Annotated in this window: 28 protein-coding genes; 27 read left to right on the forward strand and 1 reads right to left on the reverse strand. The window is 36.5% G+C overall.

Features of this window, described 5'->3' with window-relative positions; all coding sequences use genetic code 11:
- The first annotated feature begins 113 nt into the window (after positions 1-113).
- From cmk to ACUL40_RS27585, 3 genes are all read left to right on the forward strand, one after another.
- Entirely contained in the window at positions 114-791 is a 678-nt protein-coding gene (cmk, locus tag ACUL40_RS27575; protein ID WP_000361252.1) for a (d)CMP kinase, read from the forward strand.
- Positions 792-1125: 334 nt separating this feature from the next.
- On the forward strand, positions 1126-2274 hold the full coding sequence (gene rpsA / locus ACUL40_RS27580; protein WP_000229559.1) for a 30S ribosomal protein S1: 1149 nt from the start codon (positions 1126-1128) through the stop codon (positions 2272-2274).
- A gap of 12 nt (positions 2275-2286) precedes the next feature.
- A complete protein-coding gene (locus ACUL40_RS27585; RefSeq protein ID WP_000251036.1) occupies positions 2287-3336 on the forward strand; it encodes a type 2 isopentenyl-diphosphate Delta-isomerase in 1050 nt (349 codons plus the stop codon).
- A gap of 307 nt (positions 3337-3643) precedes the next feature.
- Here ACUL40_RS27585 and ACUL40_RS27590 read toward each other — a convergent pair whose 3' ends face one another.
- Positions 3644-3778, reverse strand: a complete 135-nt coding sequence (locus ACUL40_RS27590; protein ID WP_000513900.1) for a YpzI family protein — start codon at positions 3776-3778, stop codon at positions 3644-3646.
- 117 nt (positions 3779-3895) lie between these two features.
- On the opposite strand from ACUL40_RS27590, the gene ACUL40_RS27595 reads away from it, so the two are divergent.
- The 24 genes from ACUL40_RS27595 to qcrC all read left to right on the forward strand — a co-directional run bounded on the left by ACUL40_RS27595 (position 3896) and on the right by qcrC (position 24602).
- Entirely contained in the window at positions 3896-4507 is a 612-nt protein-coding gene (locus tag ACUL40_RS27595) for a YphA family membrane protein (RefSeq protein WP_000349103.1), read from the forward strand.
- Positions 4500-5393, forward strand: a complete 894-nt coding sequence (locus ACUL40_RS27600; RefSeq protein WP_000141596.1) for a YIEGIA family protein — start codon at positions 4500-4502, stop codon at positions 5391-5393. Before ACUL40_RS27595 ends, ACUL40_RS27600 begins: the two co-directional genes overlap by 8 nt.
- Entirely contained in the window at positions 5390-5575 is a 186-nt protein-coding gene (locus tag ACUL40_RS27605) for a capping complex subunit for YIEGIA (RefSeq protein ID WP_000979059.1), read from the forward strand. Before ACUL40_RS27600 ends, ACUL40_RS27605 begins: the two co-directional genes overlap by 4 nt.
- 124 nt (positions 5576-5699) lie before the next feature.
- The gene (gene der, locus ACUL40_RS27610) at positions 5700-7010 is read left to right on the forward strand and encodes a ribosome biogenesis GTPase Der (RefSeq protein WP_001125893.1); all 1311 of its coding nucleotides are present in this window, start codon (positions 5700-5702) and stop codon (positions 7008-7010) included.
- An 18-nt stretch (positions 7011-7028) separates the two neighbouring features.
- Positions 7029-8051, forward strand: a complete 1023-nt coding sequence (locus tag ACUL40_RS27615; RefSeq protein WP_000161763.1) for an NAD(P)H-dependent glycerol-3-phosphate dehydrogenase — start codon at positions 7029-7031, stop codon at positions 8049-8051.
- 115 nt (positions 8052-8166) lie between these two features.
- The gene (locus ACUL40_RS27620; protein ID WP_000369754.1) at positions 8167-8418 is read left to right on the forward strand and encodes a stage VI sporulation protein F; all 252 of its coding nucleotides are present in this window, start codon (positions 8167-8169) and stop codon (positions 8416-8418) included.
- A 267-nt stretch (positions 8419-8685) separates the two neighbouring features.
- Entirely contained in the window at positions 8686-8889 is a 204-nt protein-coding gene (locus ACUL40_RS27625) for a DUF2768 domain-containing protein (RefSeq protein ID WP_001289008.1), read from the forward strand.
- A gap of 63 nt (positions 8890-8952) precedes the next feature.
- Positions 8953-9663, forward strand: a complete 711-nt coding sequence (locus tag ACUL40_RS27630; RefSeq protein ID WP_000713407.1) for a hypothetical protein — start codon at positions 8953-8955, stop codon at positions 9661-9663.
- 245 nt (positions 9664-9908) lie between these two features.
- On the forward strand, positions 9909-11387 hold the full coding sequence (gene spoIVA, locus ACUL40_RS27635) for a stage IV sporulation protein A (protein ID WP_000416519.1): 1479 nt from the start codon (positions 9909-9911) through the stop codon (positions 11385-11387).
- A gap of 299 nt (positions 11388-11686) precedes the next feature.
- A complete protein-coding gene (locus tag ACUL40_RS27640) occupies positions 11687-11959 on the forward strand; it encodes an HU family DNA-binding protein (protein ID WP_001043860.1) in 273 nt (90 codons plus the stop codon).
- A 120-nt stretch (positions 11960-12079) separates the two neighbouring features.
- Positions 12080-12649, forward strand: a complete 570-nt coding sequence (gene folE / locus ACUL40_RS27645; RefSeq protein ID WP_001151482.1) for a GTP cyclohydrolase I FolE — start codon at positions 12080-12082, stop codon at positions 12647-12649.
- Between the two features lie 181 nt (positions 12650-12830).
- Positions 12831-13565, forward strand: coding sequence for a heptaprenyl diphosphate synthase component 1 (locus ACUL40_RS27650; protein WP_000332847.1), 735 nt, complete (start codon positions 12831-12833; stop codon positions 13563-13565).
- Between the two features lie 38 nt (positions 13566-13603).
- Positions 13604-14317, forward strand: a complete 714-nt coding sequence (gene menG / locus ACUL40_RS27655; protein ID WP_001187674.1) for a 2-heptaprenyl-1,4-naphthoquinone methyltransferase — start codon at positions 13604-13606, stop codon at positions 14315-14317.
- Between the two features lie 31 nt (positions 14318-14348).
- Complete coding sequence (gene hepT, locus ACUL40_RS27660; protein ID WP_000776077.1) at positions 14349-15311, forward strand: heptaprenyl diphosphate synthase component II; 963 nt, start codon at positions 14349-14351, stop codon at positions 15309-15311.
- Positions 15312-15435: 124 nt separating this feature from the next.
- On the forward strand, positions 15436-15882 hold the full coding sequence (ndk, locus tag ACUL40_RS27665; protein WP_000415883.1) for a nucleoside-diphosphate kinase: 447 nt from the start codon (positions 15436-15438) through the stop codon (positions 15880-15882).
- 264 nt (positions 15883-16146) lie between these two features.
- Positions 16147-17319 (forward strand): chorismate synthase, encoded by a 1173-nt coding sequence (gene aroC, locus ACUL40_RS27670; protein WP_001269384.1) that lies wholly within the window; start codon positions 16147-16149, stop codon positions 17317-17319.
- Positions 17319-18404, forward strand: a complete 1086-nt coding sequence (gene aroB, locus ACUL40_RS27675) for a 3-dehydroquinate synthase (RefSeq protein ID WP_000526819.1) — start codon at positions 17319-17321, stop codon at positions 18402-18404. Before aroC ends, aroB begins: the two co-directional genes overlap by 1 nt.
- 132 nt (positions 18405-18536) lie before the next feature.
- Positions 18537-19649: a histidinol-phosphate transaminase gene (gene hisC / locus ACUL40_RS27680; RefSeq protein WP_445423044.1), complete on the forward strand. Its 1113-nt coding sequence runs from the start codon at positions 18537-18539 to the stop codon at positions 19647-19649.
- A 328-nt stretch (positions 19650-19977) separates the two neighbouring features.
- Positions 19978-21240 carry a tetratricopeptide repeat protein gene (locus tag ACUL40_RS27685; protein WP_001168671.1) on the forward strand — a complete coding sequence of 421 codons (1263 nt, stop codon included), beginning with the start codon at positions 19978-19980 and terminating at the stop codon, positions 21238-21240.
- A 73-nt stretch (positions 21241-21313) separates the two neighbouring features.
- On the forward strand, positions 21314-21850 hold the full coding sequence (locus ACUL40_RS27690; RefSeq protein WP_001095925.1) for a ReoY family proteolytic degradation factor: 537 nt from the start codon (positions 21314-21316) through the stop codon (positions 21848-21850).
- Positions 21851-22004: 154 nt separating this feature from the next.
- Positions 22005-22463, forward strand: a complete 459-nt coding sequence (locus ACUL40_RS27695; RefSeq protein ID WP_000871313.1) for a YpiF family protein — start codon at positions 22005-22007, stop codon at positions 22461-22463.
- Between the two features lie 140 nt (positions 22464-22603).
- Positions 22604-23116 carry a menaquinol-cytochrome c reductase iron-sulfur subunit gene (qcrA, locus tag ACUL40_RS27700; RefSeq protein WP_001290418.1) on the forward strand — a complete coding sequence of 171 codons (513 nt, stop codon included), beginning with the start codon at positions 22604-22606 and terminating at the stop codon, positions 23114-23116.
- A complete protein-coding gene (qcrB, locus tag ACUL40_RS27705; RefSeq protein ID WP_000932700.1) occupies positions 23117-23791 on the forward strand; it encodes a menaquinol-cytochrome c reductase cytochrome b subunit in 675 nt (224 codons plus the stop codon).
- A 43-nt stretch (positions 23792-23834) separates the two neighbouring features.
- The gene (qcrC, locus tag ACUL40_RS27710; RefSeq protein ID WP_000554603.1) at positions 23835-24602 is read left to right on the forward strand and encodes a menaquinol-cytochrome c reductase cytochrome b/c subunit; all 768 of its coding nucleotides are present in this window, start codon (positions 23835-23837) and stop codon (positions 24600-24602) included.
- Positions 24603-24626 lie beyond the last annotated feature (24 nt).

Genomic DNA, 24626 nt, shown 5'->3' on the forward strand with positions numbered 1-24626 from the left:
TGAAGGATTATGCTACAATAATTGAGGATTTAATGACGTGAAGCAAATGAGAAGAAGCAGGGTGAACACCTGCTTTTCGTTTTGTTTTATAAGTGAAAAAATGAGGTGTTACAATGGATAAACGAATTTCAATTGCTATAGATGGTCCAGCAGCTGCTGGGAAAAGTACAGTGGCAAAAGTTGTTGCGAAGGAACTTTCTTACGTTTATATTGATACAGGCGCAATGTACCGTACGCTTACATATGCAGCCCTTGAACAAAAAGTAGACATTGAAAATGAAGAGCAGTTAATGGAAGTTGTAAAGAATGTAAATATTGAGTTTCAGCAAGGAGAAAATACACAGCTTGTATTTTTAAATGGACAAGATGTTTCTGAAGTAATTCGTACACCTGATGTGACGAATCGAGTATCTATTGTAGCGAAACATCGCCTTGTTCGTGAAGAAATGGTACGTCGTCAGCAAGAGTTAGCGAAAAAAGGCGGCGTTGTAATGGACGGCCGTGATATTGGTACACATGTATTACCGGATGCTGAAGTGAAAATCTTTATGCTTGCTTCTGTTGAAGAAAGAGCGGAAAGAAGACATTTAGAAAATTTAAATAAAGGTTTCGATTCTAATTTAGAGCAGCTAAAAGAAGAAATTGCTCAGCGTGATAAATTAGATTCAGAACGCGAAGTTTCTCCACTAAAAAAGGCTGATGATGCATTGGAATTAGATACGACTTCTTTATCAATTGAAGAAGTTGTCCAAAAAATTATGAGCATTGTTTCTGGAGTGTTTGCGAAATAAAGAAAGGGGATAGTCCTCTTTCTTTTTTTGTTTAAATAGAAATGTAAAGGATACGTGAATTGTGAGTCTCTTTCCTTGACAAATGAGCTGATTTGTAAGAAGTTAGTTAAAGAGGAATAAAACTGTCAGAATATATTCGCTATTATATTTCAAAACATACTTTTTTCAAGCTGGTTTTGCTGTATACTATTTATATAGGTTTAATATATTTTCTTGTGAATGTTATTGAAAAAGAGTATGTGATGAGAAATTCTTAAACATGCAAATGAAAACTTTGTTTTCATTTCGTATATACATAAAAAATGCTTTGTCAATTCTGTAGGGAGGTATTTCCATGGTAGAGAAAATGAATGAAGAAGTTATGGATTCAAAAGAATTACAAGTTGGTGACGTTGTTACAGGTTCTGTAACGAAGGTTGAAGAGAAACAAGTGCTTGTAAATGTTGGATACAAAACAGATGGCGTAATTCCGATTAGTGAATTAGCTAACGTTCATATTGAAAAAGCAAGCGATGTTGTAGAATTAGATCAAACACTAGAGTTGAAAATTATTAAATTAGAAGAAGATGATCTTGTCTTATCTAAACGTGCTGTTGATGCAGAAAAAGCATGGGTAGAACTACAAGAGAAATTTACTTCTGGTCATGTATTTGATGTTACTGTAAAAGATATTGTGAATGGCGGATTAGTTGTGGACCTTGGTGTTCGCGGTTTTATTCCAGCTTCACTTGTAGAAGTACATTATGTAGAAGACTTTACTGACTATAAAGGTAAAACATTAGCGGTGAAAATTGTTGAATTAGACCGTGAAAAAAATCGTGTAATCCTTTCGCATAAAGCGGTAGTAGAATTAGAACTAGATTCTAAGAAAAAAGAAGCAATTTCTTCATTAAAAGAAGGGGACGTTGTTGAAGGAACAGTACAACGATTAACTGACTTTGGCGCATTCGTTAACGTTGGTGGAGTGGACGGTTTAGTTCACATTTCACAAATTTCACACGAACGTGTAGAGCAACCTTCTGAAGTGTTAGAGCAAGGTCAAAAGGTTAAGGTAAAGGTGTTATCTGTTGATGCTGATACACAACGTATTTCTTTATCAATTAAAGCAGCTCAACCAGGACCTTGGGAAAACGTTGCTGGCGAAATAAAAGCTGGAGATATTCGTGAGGGAGTAGTAAAACGCCTTGTTACATTTGGTGCATTCGTTGAGATTTTACCGGGCGTTGAAGGGCTTGTACACGTATCTCAAATTGCAAATCGTCACGTGAAAAATCCGAATGAAGTATTGGAAATGGGACAAGAAGTAAAAGTGAAAGTACTTGAAGTTCACGTAGCAGAGAAACGTATTTCTTTAAGTATAAAAGAAGCGCTTGAGGAAAATAATGTAACTGAAGATTATAGTCAGTATGAGCCAAATGCTGATTCTGCTACTTTCCAATTAAGTGATATTATTGGTGAACAACTGAAAAAATTAAAGAAATAATGAGGGGTACAAGTGGTAAGGGCAAAACGTAAATTAGATCATATTGAATACGCTCTTTCTACTGGTCAGTCTCGTACGCATGGCTTTCATGATATTGATTTTGTGCATCAAAGCTTGCCAAATTCAAATTATGACACAATAACATGTGAAACAAAAATCGGCGAACTTTCACTAAGTTCGCCGATTTTTATCAATGCGATGACTGGTGGTGGAGGAGAGAAAACGTTACATATTAATGAGCAATTAGCATATGTAGCGAAACATCATAACCTTGCTATGGCTGTAGGTTCGCAAATGGCGGCGTTAAAAGATGAAAGTGAAGCTGCTTCTTATAAGGTGATTAGAAAGGTAAACCCAAATGGTATTTTCTTTGCTAATTTAGGTAGTGAGGCAACTATCGAGCAGGCAGAGCGCGCCGTTGATATGATTGAAGCGAATGCATTACAAATTCATTTAAATGTCATACAAGAGTTAACGATGCCAGAAGGAGACCGTGATTTTACTGGAGTACTTCAGCGCATTGAGAAAATTGTTTTAAATAGTAAAGTTCCTATCATTGTAAAAGAAGTTGGATTTGGGATGAGTAAGGAAACAATGCAACAGTTAGTGAACGTAGGTGTAACAGCAATTGATATTGGTGGGCAAGGTGGTACGAATTTTGCTGCTGTTGAAAACGAAAGAAGACAGCGAATGCTTTCTTATTTTAATAACTGGGGCATACAAACAGCAACCTCGATTATTGAAGCAACCTCTACAAATAATAACCTCTCTTTTATTGCATCTGGGGGTATACAAACAGCGCTTGACGTAGCGAAAGCAATCGCATTAGGGGCGAATACAACTGCGTTTGCTGGTTATTTTTTACGTATTTTAATGCAAGATGGTATCGAGAAGTTAGTAGATGAAATTGAGCTTCTACATACAGATTTGAAATTTATAATGACAGCTCTTGGTGCGAAGACGATAGAAGAGTTGCAATCTGTACCTCTTGTTGTAAAGGGTGAAACATATCATTGGTTAATGCAGCGTGGTATTGATACTGCGCATTATAGTAGGAGATAAAAAATCAACCATTCGGTTGATTTTTTTTTGTTCTATTCTTTTTCGTAATATAAAGTGGAGAATGGAATTAGTATTATATAAAAATATCATTTCGTAAAAATTGTAATTGAAAAAGGGTTGAAAAATGTAGATGGTGTGTTGTCGAATTACTGGAGAGAACTTAATTTTTAATGGGAATAGGTGAAGGTAAAAAGAAGTAATGGGAGGATATAGTATGCGAAATATTATTTCGATATAAATAGAAATCATTAAACTGATTATGTAAAAGACGGTTTCGTACAATATAGAAACCGTCTTTTTGTATTAATTAGTGCTGGTTTTGTTTTCGAGCCTGTTCTGGTGTATCAAGTCCAGTTGCACCTGGATATTGTAGTGATTGATCACGATCGGATTCAACGCGGCGTGATTCTCGTAGTTTTCGTTCTTGGCGATCTTTACCCATAATGAATAACACCTCCTTGTTAAAAGTGTTGCTGTTATAAGAAAAAACTATGCGTAAATAAAGTGGATTAACTTTCATAAAAAGTTCCCATAATGGAAAACATAGGAGGTGAAGTTGATGGATGGAAGTACTTTTTATTTTGTAGCTTGGATAGGGTGGATCATTGTAACCTTTTTTATGAAAAAGGACCCTATCCGATGGAAGTTAGGCGCTTGTATACTGATTTTTATAATTTGCTCTCCGTTACATGTAACGATTGCCTCATTCGTGGTATCAGTAAATGCTCTTTTACTTTGTATTATTTCTTTTATAGGGATCACGCTATATTCCGTCTGGAAAAAATTGTATAGCTTACTTTCGGCACTTATTATTGCAATGTTATATACAAGTTTTCATCTGTTAGAAATATATGATCCGATTTGGATTGTGGTGGATAGAGTGTTTCTGCTAAGTAGTGCTCTTGTGTATGCATCGGTGTTATTGCATGGGGATCGCATATTACGATTATGTTCTCTATATGTAGGGATGTTACAAGGAGAGCTGCTAGTGACATTTATTTTTAGGAAATTGAATTTTCCATATGATTACGGTAGTTTAGCATTTTTTGATATCGTCGCCATTTCTACATTATTCATGGCAATATTGTTTTGGATTGCAAAAGCATCAGTATACATGGAACGGTTTAAGAGAAAAACACGTAAAAGAAAGGCGAGGGTAATACATGACTGAATATACACCAGCCATTTTATGCGGCGTAATAGCGGGGACAGTTACAAGGGTGCTAATGCTTCGGACGGATACGCGGCAATATCCGACGAGGCTACATGGGAAAATTATTCATATTGCAATGGGGTTAATTGCAGCTGCTTTAGGAGCGATTGCAATCCCGTCTATTTTGAAAAAAGATTTTTCTGCCATTACATTTCTTACATTAGCAGCGACACAATTTCGTGATGTACGTAATATGGAAAGAAATACGCTTCAACAATTAGATGGGTATGAGCTCGTACCGCGTGGAAATACATACATTGAAGGAATTGCATTGGTTTTTGAAAGTCGCAACTATTTGGCAATGTTAACGTCGTTTGCAACGACGTTTGCGTATATAGGATTCCGTTCATGGATTGCAGGAGTAATTATGGCTATAATCGCATTTTTTATCGCGAAAAAATTAATGTCTGGTAAAAGGCTACATGATCTTGTTGAAATTGAGCACGTTCCGCTTCGTTTTGAAGGAGCAGGGCTTTATATTGACAATATTTACATTATGAATATTGGATTGCCAGCAAGACAAGAAGAAATTATGAAATATGGTATGGGTTTTATTTTAAAGCCGAAATCAATTGATGCGATGGTTACAATCTCAAATTTAGGGCAACGACAAGCTATTTTACACGATGTTTCAGTAGCGTTAGGGATTTATAGAGATTCTGGTACACCAGCGCTTGTACCGTTAGCAAAGCGTGATTTAGAGGATGGCAGGGTTGGGATTTTTGTCCTGCCGCAAGATCAAGATGCAGAGAAAGCGATAGGTGTCATAGGAAATGTACCAACGTTAGAAAGTGCTGTCCATATGTCATCGGAAGCCCCAAAAGGAAGGGGAGATAAGAGATGATGTTAGAAAGTGTTATTCTGGCAGTTATAACAACGACTCCAGAAAAATTTGCAGGTGGTGCTCCTTTATTCGTTTGCGAATCGACGGAGGAACTAGAATTTGTTGCAAATAATTTAGAAGCAATTTTAGATGGTATTGCACATCGCTTACAAGAGAATGTATATATTATTGTGAAACATTAGCAACGTGTGTTATAATGTGAGGTGTTTTGATACGTTGAGAAATATTCTGGAATGCAAATCCCTTCTTGCACAAAGAAGGGTTTTTTACATAATAAACAGAAGCAAGTTGAAAGGATGAAAGTATATGCCGAAACCAGTAATAGCGATAGTAGGTCGCCCGAACGTAGGGAAATCTACTATTTTCAATAGAATTGTTGGAGAAAGAGTTTCAATCGTAGAAGATATTCCAGGTGTAACGCGCGATCGTATTTATAGCGCTGGAGAATGGTTAAATCATGAATTTAACATTATTGATACGGGCGGAATTGATATTGGAGACGAGCCGTTTTTGACACAAATTCGTCAACAAGCTGAAGTAGCAATTGATGAAGCGGATGTTATCATTTTTATGACAAACGGTCGTGACGGTGTAACAGCAGCTGATGAAGAAGTTGCAAAAATTTTATATCGTTCAAATAAACCGGTTGTACTTGCAGTAAATAAAGTGGACAATCCGGAAATGCGCAGTGACATTTATGACTTTTATGCATTAGGATTTGGCGAACCATTCCCAATTTCAGGTACACACGGATTAGGGTTAGGTGACTTACTAGACGAAGCTGCACAACATTTTCCAAAGATTGAAGAAGACGGATATGATGAAGACACAATTCGTTTCTCTTTAATTGGACGTCCAAACGTAGGGAAATCATCACTTGTAAATGCTCTTCTTGGTCAAGAGCGTGTAATTGTTAGTAATGTAGCAGGAACAACTCGTGATGCTGTCGATACACCATATAGTAAAGATGGAAAAGATTATGTAATTATTGATACAGCTGGTATGCGTAAAAAAGGAAAAGTGTATGAAAGTACAGAAAAATATAGTGTACTTCGTGCGCTAAGAGCGATTGAACGTTCTGACGTTGTTTTAGTCGTTTTAGATGGTGAAGAAGGAATTATTGAGCAAGATAAAAAAATCGCTGGATATGCTCATGATTCAGGGCGAGCTGTTGTTATCGTTGTAAATAAATGGGATGCAGTGAAAAAAGACGAAAAAACAATGAAAGCATTTGAAGAAAATATCCGTGCTCATTTCCAATTCTTAGAATACGCACCAATTGTTTTCTTATCTGCAAAAACGAGAAAACGTACACAAACATTAATACCGGTTATCGATGAGGTAAATGAAAGTCATAGTATCCGTATTCAAACGAACGTATTAAACGATGTAATTATGGATGCGGTAGCGATGAATCCGACGCCAACTCATAATGGTAGCCGTCTGAAAATTTTCTATGCAACACAAGTTGCGGTAAAACCACCGACATTTGTTGTGTTTGTAAACGATCCAGAATTATTGCACTTCTCATATGAGCGTTTCTTAAAGAATCGCTTACGTGAATCATTTGGCTTCGTAGGAACGCCGATTCACATTATCGCTAGAGCAAGAGACTAATGGAGAGGATGTGATTTTATGACAAAAATCACAGTAGTAGGAGCAGGTAGCTGGGGAACAGCGTTAGCGATGGTATTAGCTGACAATGGACATGATGTACGTATTTGGGGAAATCGCCCAGAACTTATGGATGAAATTAATACGAAACATGAGAATAGTCGATATCTCCCAGGCATTACATTGCCAAGCACAATCGTAGCCTACTCTTCTTTAGAAGAAGCATTAGTAGATGTAAATACAGTACTGCTAGTAGTACCAACGAAAGCGTACAGAGATGTATTACAAGAGATGAAAGAAATTGTTACTGAACCAATTACTTGGATTCATGCGAGCAAAGGAATTGAACCTGGTACGTCAAAACGTATTTCGGAAGTGATTGAGGAAGAAATTCCAGAGCACTTAATTAAAGATGTTGTTGTACTGTCTGGACCGAGTCATGCTGAAGAAGTCGGTTTACGACAAGCGACAACAGTTACGTCTGCAGCAAAGCGTATGGAAGCGGCTGAGGAAGTACAAGATTTATTTATGAATAGTTATTTTCGTGTATACACAAATCCAGATATCGTTGGAGTTGAACTTGGTGGTGCGTTAAAAAATATTATCGCATTAGCTGCTGGTATAACTGATGGTCTTGGATTAGGTGATAATGCAAAGGCGGCATTGATGACACGTGGTTTAACAGAGATTGCTCGTTTAGGAAGAAAAATGGGCGGGAATCCGTTAACGTTTGCTGGTCTAACTGGTATGGGAGACTTAATTGTAACTTGTACAAGTGTTCATAGCCGAAATTGGCGCGCTGGAAATATGCTTGGAAAAGGACACTCTTTAGAAGAAGTGTTAGAAAGCATGGGTATGGTTGTGGAAGGTGTAAGAACAACGAAAGCTGCTCATGAATTGGCAGAGAAAATGGAAGTTGAAATGCCGATTACAGCTGCTTTATATGACGTGCTGTTCAATGGGAATAACGTAAAAGATGCAGTAGGCTCATTGATGGGACGTGTTCGAAAACATGAAGTGGAAGCTATACCTGATTTACTGTAAAGAAAAGCGACAGAAGTACATTTGTACTTCTGTCGCTTTTTTATTTTTTGGGTCTTTTCACCATTTTTTCATTTTTGCATAGGATGAAGAGTAACTTGAGGAGAGGGTGAAAAGAATGGATAATAATATTTTTAATAATATTGAGAAGGAAGCGAAAGTAAATAAAGAGGATATTTTTAAATTAGCATCATCCGTGCAAAATGCGAATTTACGTGATGAAACTGTACTTCGTCAATTAATTCATCAAGTGGCTCTTATGGCGGGACGTGAAGTGCCGAAAGAGCAAGAGGATCAAATTGTAAAAGCGATTATTAATAATAATATGCCAACAGATTTTGGTTCGTTAAGCAAAATGTTTAAAAAATAAATTATGAGAAACAAAGAGTTTGGAGATTGCATATGATAGCCATGAAAGAATGGGAATAGAGCTGTTTTTGGGCATATTTGGTCAACCGAAGCGAGAGATACAATCGCTTCGGTTTTATTTTTGCCTAGATTGGTGAGAAATGCTGGAAAACCTATTGATTAAAGTTACATACTCGCGATTTGTAGTAAAATGTTCTTTTTGTATTTGTTTAAAGATTTTAATTTGTTAAAATAGTATAAAAATAGATTAATAAAAAGGAGTGTGTATATGTCAGAAGGGCTTATGAAAATGTGGCTGGCTTTAGGGGCAATTGGATTTATGTTTTTTGCAGTAAGTTTTATTTTATTAAGTAGACATAGAATAAAGAATAAATTTTTGAAAGGGATTACAGCGTTAGTAGCGTACACCCTTATGATTGTGTCAGGAATTGTTATTTTTCTTGTTGTATTTAGTGGACCTGTACAGCAGTAAATGGAATGGTCTCGAAAATACTACATACGGAGCAAATTAGATTAGTATGAAAAGGTGATGCTAGTGAAAAAATTCCATATTATTTTAATATTTTGTTGTATGAGCCTTTTAACGGGGTGTCTGTATCCGAAAGAAAATATGAAGCAAAATGCGGTTCCTTATGAAGATCAGCTACAGGTTGTTCAAAAAGCTGTTGTGACATTTAAGGAGCAAAATGATGGGATATTGCCAATTAAGACGAGGGATATGAGTACACCTATTTATCAAAAGTATCCAATCGATTTTCAACAGATTGCCCCGCGTTACATACAAGAAGCGCCAGGGAATGCGTATGAAAGTGGAGGAGTATATCAATACGTATTAATAGACGTTGAAACAAATCCGACAGTAAAGTTAATTGATGTTAGGATGGCTGAACAAATTCAGGAACTATCTTTAAAGCTTAGGATGTATCGTGATGAACATCAATATCCACCTTTTAAAAAAGTAATTTCAGATGGTGTATATGAATTGGATTTCAAAAAACTAGGATATAAAGATGTGCCACAAGTGACAAGTCCATATTCTGGTAAAGGACTTCCTTTTGTAATTAATGAAAAAGGAGAAGTTTTTGTTGATTATAGAATCGACTTATATGACGCTTTGAAAAAAAATGAAGGGCAGTTTACAGAGGGAGAAGATATTCGAAATATACTTTCGAAAGGTTCCCCGTTTGTACCAGCTTATTCTTTACCGTACACAGTAAAGGACGGAGAACCAATTTTTTTAAAATGATAAGTCATGAACCTTTCTTTTAGTGAATAAGTTCTAGAAGAAAGGTTTTTTATGTTATACAACTTACGATGCAAACAAAAGATATTTTTTAATAGTCATATGAAATTGGACAAAATTATATGATATATTGTCCGAACTTCTAGAATACCATTATATTATATCAGATATTATAGGCAACGTTAGAGAAGGTATTAGTTGACTATAAACGCGGAATTATTCCCAAAAATTTTGAGGGAGGGAATCACTTGGAAAAGGTAGATATTTTTAAAGATATTGCAGAACGAACAGGCGGTGATATTTATTTTGGAGTTGTAGGAGCTGTTCGAACAGGGAAATCAACATTCATTAAAAAATTTATGGAACTTGTAGTTATTCCAAATATTGAGAATGAGTCTGACCGTCAAAGAGCGCAGGATGAATTGCCTCAAAGTGCTGCTGGTCGTACAATTATGACGACGGAACCGAAGTTTGTTCCAAACCAAGCGGTTTCTATCGAAGTAGATGAAGGACTTGAAGTGAATATTCGATTAGTAGATTGTGTTGGATATACGGTTCCTGGAGCGAAGGGCTATGAAGATGAGAATGGCCCGCGTATGATTAATACCCCTTGGTATGAAGAACCTATTCCATTCCATGAAGCTGCAGAAATCGGCACGCGTAAAGTAATTCAAGAACATTCAACAATTGGTGTTGTAATTACAACAGATGGAACAATTGGTGAAATTCCAAGAAGGGATTATATAGAGGCAGAAGAACGCGTTGTAAATGAGTTGAAAGAAGTAGGAAAACCTTTCATTATGATAATTAATACGGTACAGCCGTATCATCCAGATACAGAGCAATTACGCCAAAGTTTATCAGAAGAATATGATATCCCGGTTATTGCAATGAGTGTGGAGAGTTTAAGAGAAACAGATGTATATAATGTACTTCGTGAAGCGCTATTTGAATTCCCTGTATTAGAAGTGAATGTGAACCTTCCGAGTTGGGTAATGGTGCTAAATGAAGGGCATTGGTTGCGTCAAAGTTATCAAGAAGCAGTTCAAGAAACTGTGAAGGATATAAAACGTCTTCGTGATGTGGATCGCGTTGTTTGGCAGTTTAGTCAATATGAATTTATTGATCGAGCGAGCCTAGCTGGCATTGATATGGGGCAAGGTGTGGCGGAGATTGATTTATATGCGCCAGATGAATTATATGATCAGATTTTAAAAGAAGTAGTAGGAGTAGAAATTCGAGGGAAAGATCATTTGTTAAAGCTTATGCTCGATTTATCTCATGCGAAAATAGAGTACGATCAAGTGGCGGATGCACTGCGTATGGTTAAGCAAACAGGATATGGTGTAGCAGCACCTGCATTAGCGGATATGAGCTTAGATGAGCCAGAAATTATTCGTCACGGTTCAAGGTTTGGTGTGAAGTTAAAAGCGGTAGCGCCATCTATTCATATGATTAAAGTAGATGTAGAGTCAACGTTTGAGCCGATTATTGGTACTGAAAAGCAAAGTGAAGAATTAGTTCGTTATTTAATGCAAGATTTTGAAGATGACCCGTTATCAATTTGGAATTCTGATATATTTGGACGTTCACTTAGCTCGATTGTTCGAGAAGGAATTCAGGCGAAATTATCTTTAATGCCAGAAAATGCTAGATATAAATTAAAAGAAACGCTAGAAAGAATTATTAATGAAGGATCTGGCGGATTAATTGCGATTATACTATAAGAAAAAATCCCTCTCATTGTAGAGGGATTTTTTGTTTTTTTTGATTATAAAATAGAAAAATAAACAGTCATTATCTAATACATTGTTGTAAATTGTCAAGTTTCATCAGATTTTCACATTTTAAGAGTAACAATTTCCTTAAAAATATTGAATTATAAAGGAGAATCGTATAATATAGGCGTTGATAATGATTTATCTACATCTTTGTAGTATAGAATTTGCAAAAATTGCCTACAAATGAAAGTAAGACTCATTTTATGATCATTATACAGTCTTATCTTTGGGAGGAGGTGAATGGCATGAACAAGACAGATTTAATCAATGCTGTTGCAGAAGCAAGTTCCCTTTCTAAAAAGGACGCAACAAAAGCAGTAGACGCTGTTTTTGATTCTATCTTAGAAGCTTTAAAACAAGGTGATAAAGTACAACTGATCGGATTCGGTAACTTCGAAGTTCGTGAGCGTGCGGCTCGTAAAGGTCGTAACCCACAAACAGGTGAGGAGATTGAAATCGCTGCAAGTAAAGTACCTGCATTCAAACCTGGTAAAGCGTTAAAAGATGCGGTTAAATAATCCTTACATATTAACAGGGAAGAAGAGTTTCCTTTTTGGGAACTCTTCTTTTTGCTTTTAAAAACATAAATATGCTAGAATGTGTTCGTATCACTTTTAGGTTTTCGGGAGGGCTAGCGGATGGCAAAAGTTAATTTAGAACAAATTGAACATGCAGTACGCCTTATTTTAGAGGCGATTGGGGATGACCCAAATCGTGAGGGAGTACTTGATACACCAAAGCGTGTTGCAAAAATGTACGCAGAAGTGTTCTCAGGTATGCATGAAGATCCGAAAGAGCATTTGCATAAAGTATTCGGAGAAGATCACGAAGAGCTTGTACTAGTAAAAGATATACCATTTTATTCGATGTGTGAGCATCATTTAGTACCATTCTATGGAGTTGCTCACGTTGCATATATTCCGCAAGGTGGAAAGGTAACAGGGTTAAGTAAATTAGCTCGTACCGTAGATACAATTGCACGTCGCCCACAACTGCAAGAACGTATTACATCAACAGTAGCGAACTCTATTATGGAAGTACTAGAGCCTCATGGTGTAATGGTAGTAGTAGAAGCAGAACATATGTGTATGACGATGCGTGGTGTGAAAAAACCAGGTGCGAAAACAGTAACGACAGCAGTGCGTGGTGTGCTTGAAAATGATGCTGCAGCGCGCAGTGAAATTTTATCGTTTATTAAAACGAAGTAAAGAAAAGCGGGAAACTGCTTTTCTTTTTTTTTAGTAAATAAATGATATAGTTTTAACTAGACAGAGTGAGATTAGAAAGATTGCTTACATGAATGGTAGGTGTAGCCAAGTTTTGGTTATAGAAAATAGAGTGTATGTGTTATAATAAGTTTTATGAATTAGAAAACAAGGGTGATTTTTTGTGTGTGACATCTACGGAGGGTATGCGGGTATAAAAGAAAAATTGATGGAGAAATTACGCCATCCTTATTTTATAAACTATATTGAAGAACCATTTATTGATGAAGAAAAGATAGCATTGTTATATGGTGCTTTAAAGAGTGCAAACTTACATATAGAACAAATTGAGCATTACGTAGTAACAATTATGCTTGTACAAATTGCGCTTGATACGCATGAAAGGGTATCAAATAAAGCAGGCGAGGAAGAGATTGAATTCCATAAATGTCGTCAATTAACAGTACTTGCAGGCGATTACTATAGTGGACTATATTATTATTTATTGTCTATGAATCGTGATATTGTTTTAATTCGTGCACTTGCTGAAGGAATTAAAGAGATAAATGAACACAAAATTATGTTATACCAAAAAGCGCATGAAACGACGGATGACATAATGAAAAGCATAGTAACGATTGAGTCTGCGCTCCTTCAAAAAACATGTGATCATTTTCAGTTATCACATTGGAAGCCATTTATCACATACGTATTAGGTGGAAATCGCCTTCAAAAAGAAATTCAATTGTATGCTGATAAGCAACATTCACCTGTTTTTCAAGCTATGCAAGATGCTTTAGGGGATAAAGCAGAAGTAGTGATTAATGGTTGGATGAAGGAATTGAGAAAGAAAGAAAAACAATTTTTAGAAAATCACACAGACATAAATGAAATAAATTCTGTGTTAAGGAATAAATAGAAGACATAAGCAATTTTACATTGGAAGAAGGTACGAGCATGCAACAATCAAAAGAAGAAAGAGTACATGACGTATTTGAAAAGATTTCTGATAAATACGATGTGATGAATTCTGTAATTAGTTTTCAAAGACATAAAGCGTGGCGGAAAGAAACGATGCGAATTATGGATGTACAACCAGGCAGTCAAGCGCTTGATGTATGCTGTGGAACCGCAGATTGGACAATTGCGCTAGCTGGAGCCGTAGGTGAGCAAGGAAAGGTTGTTGGCTTAGACTTCAGTGAAAATATGTTATCTGTTGGTAAGCAAAAGGTAGAGGCGTTACAATTAAAACAAGTAGAACTTCTACATGGGAATGCAATGGAACTTCCGTTTGAAGATAATACGTTTGATTATGTGACGATTGGGTTTGGTTTACGTAACGTACCGGATTATATGCACGTATTAAAAGAAATGACGCGTGTAGTAAAACCAGGTGGAAAAGTAATCTGTTTAGAAACATCTCAACCAACAATGATTGGTTTTCGACAAGGGTATATTTTATACTTTAAATATATCATGCCGTTATTTGGAAAGATGTTTGCGAAAAGTTATAAAGAATATTCATGGCTTCAAGAATCTGCTAGTACGTTCCCAGGGATGAAAGAATTGGCTCAAATGTTTGAGCAAGCTGGACTTGAACGTGTGCAAGTGAAACCATTTACTTTTGGGGTAGCAGCAATGCATTTAGGAATTAAACCAGAATCAAAATAGAAAAAAGAAGTTTTAGGTTAAGGTGAACAATATGAAGTTACAACTTATGTACTCTTTTTTACGATCGGATATTAATGTGATAGAAAAAGAATTAAAAAAGACAGTCGCTTCTGAACAGCCATTAGTAGAAGAGGCAGCATTACAGCTTATTGAAGCTGGTGGGAAACGAATTCGTCCTGTATTTGTGTTGCTTGCAGGGAAATTTGGAGATTATAAGTTAGATGCGATTAAGCATGTTGCTGTTGCGTTAGAACTTATTCATATGGCTTCTCTTGTTCACGATGATGTTATTGATGCTGCATTTTTACGACGCGGCAGTGCGACTGTGAATGCGAAATGGGGAGATCGTATTGCGATGTATACAGGGGACTATCTGTTCGCTAAGTCTCTTGAATGTATAACCAATATCGAAATTCCAGAGGCACATCAAGCGTTATCACATACTATTTTAGAAGTCTGTAAAGGTGAAATTGAACAAATTAAAGATAAATACAATTATGACCAAAATTTAAGAACGTATTTAAGAAGAATAAAGCGAAAAACAGCATTATTAATTGCCGCGAGTTGTCAATTGGGAGCGATTGCTGCTGGTGCTAATCGTGATACGGTAAATCGTCTATTTTGGTATGGGTATTTTGTAGGAATGTCTTATCAAATTATTGATGACATTTTAGACTTCGTTTCTACAGAAGAGAAACTTGGAAAACCTGCTGGTGGGGATTTACTACAAGGGAATATTACACTTCCTGCTTTATATGCGATGGAAGATCCCGTACTTCGTCAGAAAATCACATCTGTACATGAAAATTCAACAGCAAGTGAAATGCAAGAAATTATTGATGCTGTAAAAAATAGTACAGCAATTGATCAAGCATTTGCGTTTAGTGAACGTTATTTACATAAAGCTTTAGAAATAATAAAACCACTCCCACGTGGAAAAGCAAAGTACGCATTACAAAATGTTGCAAAGTATATTGGAAAACGAAAATTTTAAGGTTTATTCTAAAAAATAAAATAATCTCTCTATTTCAAAACTATTGCACAATTGTGATAAGGGTGATAATATGTGTGTGGGGATATACAATTACATACATAATTCAGAAGTGGAGAGATTTTTTATGGAAAAAACATTTCTAATGGTAAAACCAGACGGTGTACAACGTGCCTTCATTGGGGAAATTGTAGCTCGTTTTGAGAAAAAAGGCTTTCAATTAGTTGGTGCAAAATTAATGCAAGTCACTCCAGAAATTGCTGGACAACACTACGCTGAGCATAAGGAAAAACCTTTCTTTGGTGAGTTAGTAGACTTTATTACATCTGGACCTGTATTCGCAATGGTATGGCAAGGTGAAGGTGTAGTAGATACAGCTCGTAACATGATGGGGAAAACAAGACCACATGAAGCAGCTCCTGGAACAATTCGTGGAGATTTCGGTGTAACTGTTGCGAAAAACATTATCCATGGTTCTGATTCTTTAGAAAGCGCAGAGCGCGAGATTGCTATTTTCTTTAAAGAAGAAGAATTAGTTGACTACTCAAAATTAATGAATGAATGGATTTACTAATTATTTTGAAATAATTTGTAAACGCTTTAATCACTGTGATAATAGTAAAAAGTGCAAGGAGAATAGGGGTATTCTTCTTGCACTTTTTTTATTTTCAGTTAGTTACGAAGTTTGAACTGTTATGATATGTTGATATTTAAATTAGGACTATCGGAAATATAGAATAAGAAAATGGTCGATTTATGATATAATTTCTTTAATATTTTTAGAATGATAAAAGTTAATATAGTGAGATAAATACATATACGAAAAGAGGAATAACGTATGCGATATATTACAGCTGGTGAATCTCATGGTCCACAACTTACAACGATTATAGAAGGTGTTCCGGCAGGATTGTCTTTAGTAGCAGATGATATAAACGAAGAGTTAGCTAGAAGGCAAAAGGGATATGGGCGCGGTAGACGCATGCAAATTGAAACGGATCAAGTGCAAATTTTAAGTGGTGTTAGACATGGAGAAACATTAGGTTCCCCTATTGCACTTGTTGTTGAAAATCGTGATTTTGCACACTGGACAAAAATTATGGGGGCGGAGCCTTTAACTGAGCAAGAAGAAAAAGAGATGAAAAGGAAAGTGACAAAACCAAGGCCTGGGCATGCTGATTTAAATGGTGCGATTAAATATGGTCATAGAGATATGAGGAATGTACTGGAACGTTCGTCAGCGCGCGAAACGACGGTGCGTGTTGCTGCTGGTGCGGTTGCTAAAAAGGTGTTAGCAGAACTTGGTATTAAAGTAGCGGGCCATGTAATTGAAATTGGCGGTGTACAAGCTAAGGAGATTACGTATAGTTCAATTGAAGAATTAAAGAGTATTACCGAAGCATCTCCTGTACGTTGCTTAGATGACGAAGCTGGTAACCAAATGATGAAAGCGATTGATGATGCGAAAGCAAATGGTGATTCAATTGGTGGAATCGTTGAAGTAATTGTGGAAGGGATGCCAATTGGAGTAGGTAGCTACGTGCATTATGATCGAAAACTGGATGCGAAATTAGCAGCTGCAATTATGAGTATTAATGCTTTTAAAGGTGTCGAGATTGGAATTGGTTTTGAAGCAGCGCATAGACCAGGAAGTGAAGTTCATGATGAAATTCTGTGGAATGAGGAGCATGGATATACACGAAGAACAAATAATGCAGGTGGATTAGAAGGCGGTATGACGACTGGAATGCCAATTGTTGTGCGCGGTGTGATGAAACCGATACCTACACTTTATAAACCTCTTCAAAGTGTAGATATTGATACGAAAGAGCCTTTTACAGCGAGCATTGAACGTTCAGATAGTTGTGCAGTGCCAGCAGCTAGTGTCGTTGCAGAAGCGGTTGTGGCTTGGGAATTAGCGACAGCTTTAATAGAACAATTCGGATTAGATCGTATGGAACTAATTCGTGAAAATATTGAGAAACATAATGAATATGCGAGGGGATTTTAATGGGAAACATACATATTCAAACGAAATCAAAAGAATATGATGTACATGTTGGTAAAGAAGTGTTGTCAAACTTAACAACGATCGTTCAGAATATGCAGCCAGCGGTATCTAACGTAATGATTATTTCAGATGAAGCTGTTGCATCACTACATTTACAGACAGTTATCGATGCATTACAAGTAGAGCAGCACGTGTTTTCGTTTGTTGTACCAAGTGGCGAAAAAGAGAAGTCTTTCGAAAATTTCTATGCGGCTCATACGTCAGCTCTTGAAAATAAATTAGATAGAAATTCTTTAATTCTTGCACTTGGAGGCGGAATGATTGGAGATTTAGCTGGTTTTGTTGCTGCATCGTTTATGCGTGGTATTCGCTTTGTGCAGGTTCCGACAACTTTATTAGCGCACGATAGCGCAGTGGGTGGGAAAGTAGCGATTAACCATCCGTTAGGTAAAAATATGATTGGTGCATTCCATCAGCCAGAAGCAGTTGTATATCATACACCGTTTTTACAGTCTCTTCCTGAAAAAGAGTGGCGTTCAGGTTATGCAGAGGTGATAAAGCATGCTCTTATCGGTGATGTGGAGCTATACCATTGGTTAAAAGAAGAAGTGCAAACATTAGCGGATCTTCATGATGAGAAGTTAATCCATATATTAACGAAGGCGATTCCTGTAAAGGCAAATGTTGTGTCACAAGATGAAACAGAGAAGGGTGTACGTGCTCATTTGAATTTTGGACATACGTTAGGACATGCTCTTGAAAAAGAGCTAGGGTATGGAAATATTACTCACGGTGACGGTGTAGCGGTTGGAATGTTATTCGCCATATTTTTAAGTGAGCAAGTGTACAAGGTTGATCTTGCTTATGAAGATATGAAGCAGTGGTTCTTGAAATACGGCTATCCAAAAATGCCAGGAGATTTGAATGTAGAGCGCCTCGTTCAATTGATGAAACAAGATAAGAAAGCAAATGCAGGAGCAATTCATATGGTGCTTATGCAGGAATATGGGGTAGTGAATGTCGTATCTATTTCAGATGAGACTGTTCATATTGCGTTAGAGGCATTTCAAAAAGATATGGTTTAAAATGATAGCGAAGTGCTGTGAAGTGCTCATTTAGAGGTATTCTCGTAATAGTGACGGTTATGACAAAAGATTACAGTAAGGGGCTATAACCGTATTGTAATCAAATTGAATGAAATGACTGGGGGAAGAAAAATGAGAGTGAAAGAGCAATTGTTAACTTTGAGAGCGTATGTGCCTGGGAAAAACATTGAAGAAGTAAAACGAGAATATGGTTTATCAAAAATTGTGAAATTAGCATCCAACGAAAATCCATTCGGTTGCTCAGCACGTGTGACAGAAGCATTAACTTCTTTAGCGAGCCAATATGCCCTTTATCCAGATGGATATGCCTTTGAACTTCGGACAAAAATAGCGGAACATTTAGGTGTAAAAGCAGAACAACTACTATTTGGTAGTGGATTAGATGAAGTCATTCAAATGATTAGCCGAGCGTTACTACATGAAGGAACAAACGTTGTAATGGCGAATCCTACGTTTTCACAATATCATCACCATGCTGTTATTGAAGGAGCAGAAGTTCGTGAAGTATTACTTAAAGATGGTATTCACGATTTAGATGCAATGCTAGAGCAAGTAGATGAGAAAACGAAAATTGTATGGATTTGTAATCCGAATAATCCAACAGGTACATATGTTGAGAAACAAAAATTACTTTCATTTTTAGAATCAGTTCCTAAGTCGGCTCTCGTTATTATGGACGAAGCATATTATGAATACGCGGAAGCAGAAGACTATCCGCAAACATTACCACTTCTTGAAAAGTATGAAAATCTTATGGTTTTACGCACGTTTTCAAAAGCATATGGTTTAGCTGCTTTTCGTATCGGATATGCGATTGGGGATGCGAAGTTAATCGGACAGCTAGAAGTAGCTAGGTTACCATTCAATACATCAACTGTAGCCCAATCTGTAGCACTCGCTGCATTAGAAGATCAAGCTTTTTTACAAGATTGTGTGCAAAAGAATGCTGAAGGTTTAAATCAGTATTATGCATTTTGTAAAGAATATAACGTATTCTATTATCCATCTCAAACAAATTTCATTTTCTTAAAACTCGGTATACCAGGTAATGAAGCTTTCGAACGATTAATGAAAAAAGGATATATCGTTCGTTCTGGTGCTGCATTTGGTATCGATGATGGTATTCGTATTACTGTCGGTTTGAAGGAAGAAAATGATGAAATTATAGAGTTACTGAAAGAGCTTGTAAATGAGCAAGTACAGAAAGAAGAAACATATTCTTAAGAGATTGTGAAGGCTCCTATTATAGGAGCCTTTTTTATCGCATTCAAAATAAAGGTTGAAGACTGCTAATTAAGTTATTCTGTAAACCACGGTTTGTATGGCTTGATAATTAGTGAGAGAAGTTATTTGCACGGTCATAAAAGAAAGCGGTACAATAGAAGATGATGATAAGGTATCGGTGTCATATCCGAACCTTTTGAACAATTAACTACTCTGTAGGAAGAAGTATAAGAAGAAGCATGCTCATTCTAAAGGTTGCGTTCTAACAGTGAGTTGCTTATGATAAATGAACAGAAGAGAATATTTTTTAGAATTAAAGGAGACGTTTATGCAAAAGTTTGAACAAGCTGTTTCATATATTGAAAATGGTGAAGCAGAAAAAGGATTACAATTATTAAAAGAACAATTAAAAATTGCGAATGATGAAGAGAAGTATGATATCGCTCGTTACTATCATACACTTGGATTTACAGATGAGGCATTAGCAATTACTGAAGACTTACGTTTACTGTATCCAGAAGAAAGTGAATTCACTGTATTTTTAGCAGAATTATATATTGATCTAGATAAAGAAGATGAAGCGATTGAAGTGCTTCATGATATTCCAGAAAATGACGATTTATATGTTCAATCGTTATTACTTGTTGCAGATTTATTCCAAATGCAAGGTTTTGATGATGTAGCAGAGCAAAAACTATTAAAGGCGAAAGAAATGATGCCTGATGAACCTGTTATTACGTTTGGGTTAGCAGAATTATATAGTAGTAAAGGTGAAGAACAAAAGGCAATTACTTATTATGAATCGCTATTAGCGGAACATAAAGTAATGGGTGGTGTTGTGATCGCACTTCGCCTCGCAGAAACGTTAAGCGCGATCGGAAACTGGGAAGAAGCGATTTCTTATTATGAAGCAGGCCTAGAGGAACAAAAAGATATTCACTCATTATTTGGATATGCCTTCACATTATACCAAGGTGAAGAATATCAGAGAGCAATTGGTGCTTGGCAGGAATTAAAAGAATTAGACCCTGAGTACGCATCACTGTACATGTATTTAGCGAAAAGCTATGAAAAAGAAGGAATGCTTCAAGAAAGCTATGAAACGCTTCATGAAGGAATTAAAGTAGATGAGCTTTCAGTTCCATTTTATGTAGAGTTAGCGAACATTGCGGCGAAATTAGGAAAAATAGTAGAAGCAGAGGAAGTTCTTCAAAAAGCGCTTGAGTTAGATCCAGGGCATTTAGGTGCAACATTAAAATATGCATATATCTTAAAAGAACAAGAAAAGTACGAAGAGTTAATTGCAATTGTAGAGCGTGCTATTGATAGTGGAGAACCAGATACACAACTACTTTGGGATCTTGCGTATGCAAAAAAACAATTAGAAATGTATTCGGATGCATTAAAACACTATGAAAGTGCATATACTTCTTTTAAGAATCATCCAGACTTCTTAGAAGAGTACGGTTATTTCTTATTGGAAGAAGGAAAACGAAAAGAGGCGAAAGAAGTATTTACCCAGTTATTACAACTAGACCCGACACAAATTCATATTGAAGAGTTGTTATATAATTTAGAGGATTTTTCATAAGTTGGAAGGAAACTGAATGCCGCTTCTTGAATCTAAAAAGAAAAGAGAAAGACAGAGGAGGGACTTAATTGCTATGAATACCCCTGTTTCTGTAAACGAGAAGAAGGATTTTGTAAAATGGTTTTTGAATAATTACCAACTGAAACAGCGTGAATGTGTATGGATTCTGAATTATTTAATGAGTCACGACCAATTGATGCATAAAGTCCACTTCGTAGAGCATGCAAAATATTGTCCGCGTGGCTTAGTGATGTCAGCGAATTGTGTGAAAGACACACCGTTTCACTTTTTTAAACAAAATGTTATGACAACAGATGCTGAAAAATCGTTTCATGATATTCGTTTAAATCGAGATGAGGATATTTATATTCAACTCAACTTTAAATCATCGTTTCAAAATGCGAATTATGTAGCTGTATTAGAAGAAAACCCATATCTACCAAAGCATATTGAAGTAAATGAAAAAGATCGTTTACTTGCAGAAAGGTTTTTGGAAGAAAGTGTATTTTCGTTTAGGAGAGAACGCCTTTTGAAACAAATTGATGAAGCGTTAGATAAGCAAGATAAGGAAGCGTTTCATAGATTAACGGCAGAGTTAAAAACTTTATAGAATTTATTTGGATTAATAAATTTTTACAAATTTCAGACTTTCATCAAGAAAAACTACCTATATTGGGTAGTTTTTCTTTTTTTACCTCTTTTAGTATGGTTTAATATATATAAAGTGAAAGTTCTGTCATTTGTAAGTGAAGGAGGGAAGGAATTTGAAGTGGATTGTAAAAGATGTGGAACAGTTTGAGCAAGCAAGAGAGTATGTTGATACAGGAGTAATACCGCTGTTATCAATTTCGGCAGCAAAAGAAATGAAAATGGTTGTAGAACAAGGTGAATTTATCGAATTGTTGAGCACGGAATTGGAAAGAGAGTATAAGGGAAGAGTGCTTTTACTGCCTGCGTTTACGTATTTGGTAGAAAGTCAAAAGAATGAAAAAGGTCGTTTGCAAGAATGGACAAATCATTTACGAAGTGAAGGTTTTAAGCATATTGCTTATGTTACAAGTGATTTTTCATGGAAAGAGGATATGCAAGAGTTACAGGGAGATTTGTTTTGGTTTCCTTCATTAGCATTAGAACAATTTAGTGATCAAGCAAAAAGAGAAGTTATTCATGCACATATAAAAAATATAATGGTGATGTTGGAAGAGAAATGGGGAAACTCATAATAAACAGAAAGTTCTTATTATTATGAGTAGTATGATATTGACCTGTGCATGAGCGTATTATATCATGATAGTGTCCTAGTTTTTATTTTTTATATAATTTATCACGAGGGGACAATTTCTGATAGAGGGGGGAAATTTTCGTGAGCGAGAAAGAACATCGCGTGTCAAGAAGACAATTTTTAAATTACACACTCACAGGGGTAGGAGGCTTTATGGCTGCCGGTATTTTAATGCCGATGACGCGATTTGCGCTTGATCCGGTGTTAAGAAAAGAAGCGGGAACGGATATGGTTGCTGTTGCGCAAGTAAAGGATATTACAACAGAGCCGAAGCGTTTCGATTTTAAAGTGAAGCAGGTTGATGGTTGGTACAAGTCTGAAGAACCAAAATCAGCTTGGGTTCATAAAGATGAAAGCGGAGACATTGTTGCGTTCTCTCCAGTATGTAAACATTTAGGATGTACAGTTAACTGGAATTCGGACAAAGCACATCCGAATCAATTCTTTTGCCCATGTCACGGGGGTCGTTATACAAAAGATGGGATTAACATTAAAGGTACGCCACCCCTTGCTCCGCTTGATGTGTACGAGTCTAAAGTGAAAGATGGAACGCTGTATCTAGGAAAAGCGAAGCCAAGAGGGGGTGCAAAGTAGATGTTAAATAAAATTTATGATTGGGTGGATGAAAGATTAGATATTACACCAATATGGCGTGATATCGCTGATCATGAAGTACCTGAACATGTAAACCCGGCACATCACTTTTCTGCATTCGTCTATTGCTTTGGAGGACTTACCTTTTTCGTTACTGTAATTCAAATTTTATCTGGAATGTTTTTGACGATGTATTATGTGCCTGATATTAAAAATGCTTGGGAATCAGTTTACTATTTACAAAATGAAGTTGCTTATGGGCAAATTGTTCGTGGTATGCACCACTGGGGTGCTAGTCTCGTAATTGTAATGATGTTTTTACATACACTCAGAGTTTTCTTCCAAGGTGCGTATAAAAAGCCCCGTGAGTTAAACTGGATTGTTGGTGTTCTTATTTTCTTTGTTATGTTAGGTCTTGGTTTTACCGGATATTTATTACCGTGGGATATGAAAGCTTTATTTGCTACAAAAGTAGGGATTCAAATTGCAGAGCAAACACCGCTCATTGGTCCTTATATTAAAACATTACTCGCTGGTCATTCCGAAATTGTTGGCGCTCAAACATTAACTCGCTTCTTTGCTATTCACGTCTTCTTCTTACCAGCAGCACTTCTAGGTTTAATGGCCTTCCACTTCATCATGATTCGCAAACAAGGTATTTCCGGTCCACTATAAGAGATTGCTAAATTAAAGGGGAAAGAACTAAAGGAGGGAGATTATGCATCGCGGCAAAGGGATGAAGTTTGTAGGAGATTCTCGGGTACCAGTAGCTCGGAAACCAAATATTCCAAAAGACTATTCTGAATACCCAGGGAAAACAGAAGCATTTTGGCCGAACTTCTTGTTAAAAGAATGGATGGTTGGTGCAGTTTTTTTAATCGGTTATTTATGTTTAACAGTGGCGCATCCGTCGCCGCTTGAGAGAATGGCGGACCCAACAGATGCTGGATATATACCACTTCCAGATTGGTATTTCTTATTCTTGTATCAGTTATTAAAGTATTCGTATGCTTCCGGTTCATTTACTGTAATTGGAGCATTTATTATGCCAGGGATTGCGTTTGGAGCATTACTGTTAGCTCCATTTCTTGATCGAGGTCCAGAAAGACGTCCATTGAAGCGTCCTGTGGCAACTGGATTTATGCTTTTAGCAATTGCATCGATTATCTTTTTAACTTGGGAATCTGTAGCACACCACGACTGGGAAGCTGCAAAAAAACAAGGAGCAATTGTAAAAACAGCGCCAGTTGATAAAAATGATGATGGCTATAAATTAATGCAAAAAAATACTTGTTTAACATGTCATGGTGACAATTTACAAGGCGGGGCAGCAGCACCGGCACTGCAAAACTTAACTTTAAAGCCAGAAGAAATTGCTAAAATTGCGAAAGAGGGAAAAGGTTCAATGCCTAAAGGTGTATTTAAAGGTACGGATGAGGAACTGAAGAAGCTTTCGGAATTCGTTGCAAAGTATAATAAAAAATAATAAAAAAGCTGACTACAAAATTTG

Source organism: Bacillus sp. KNSH39 (genome assembly GCF_052656585.1).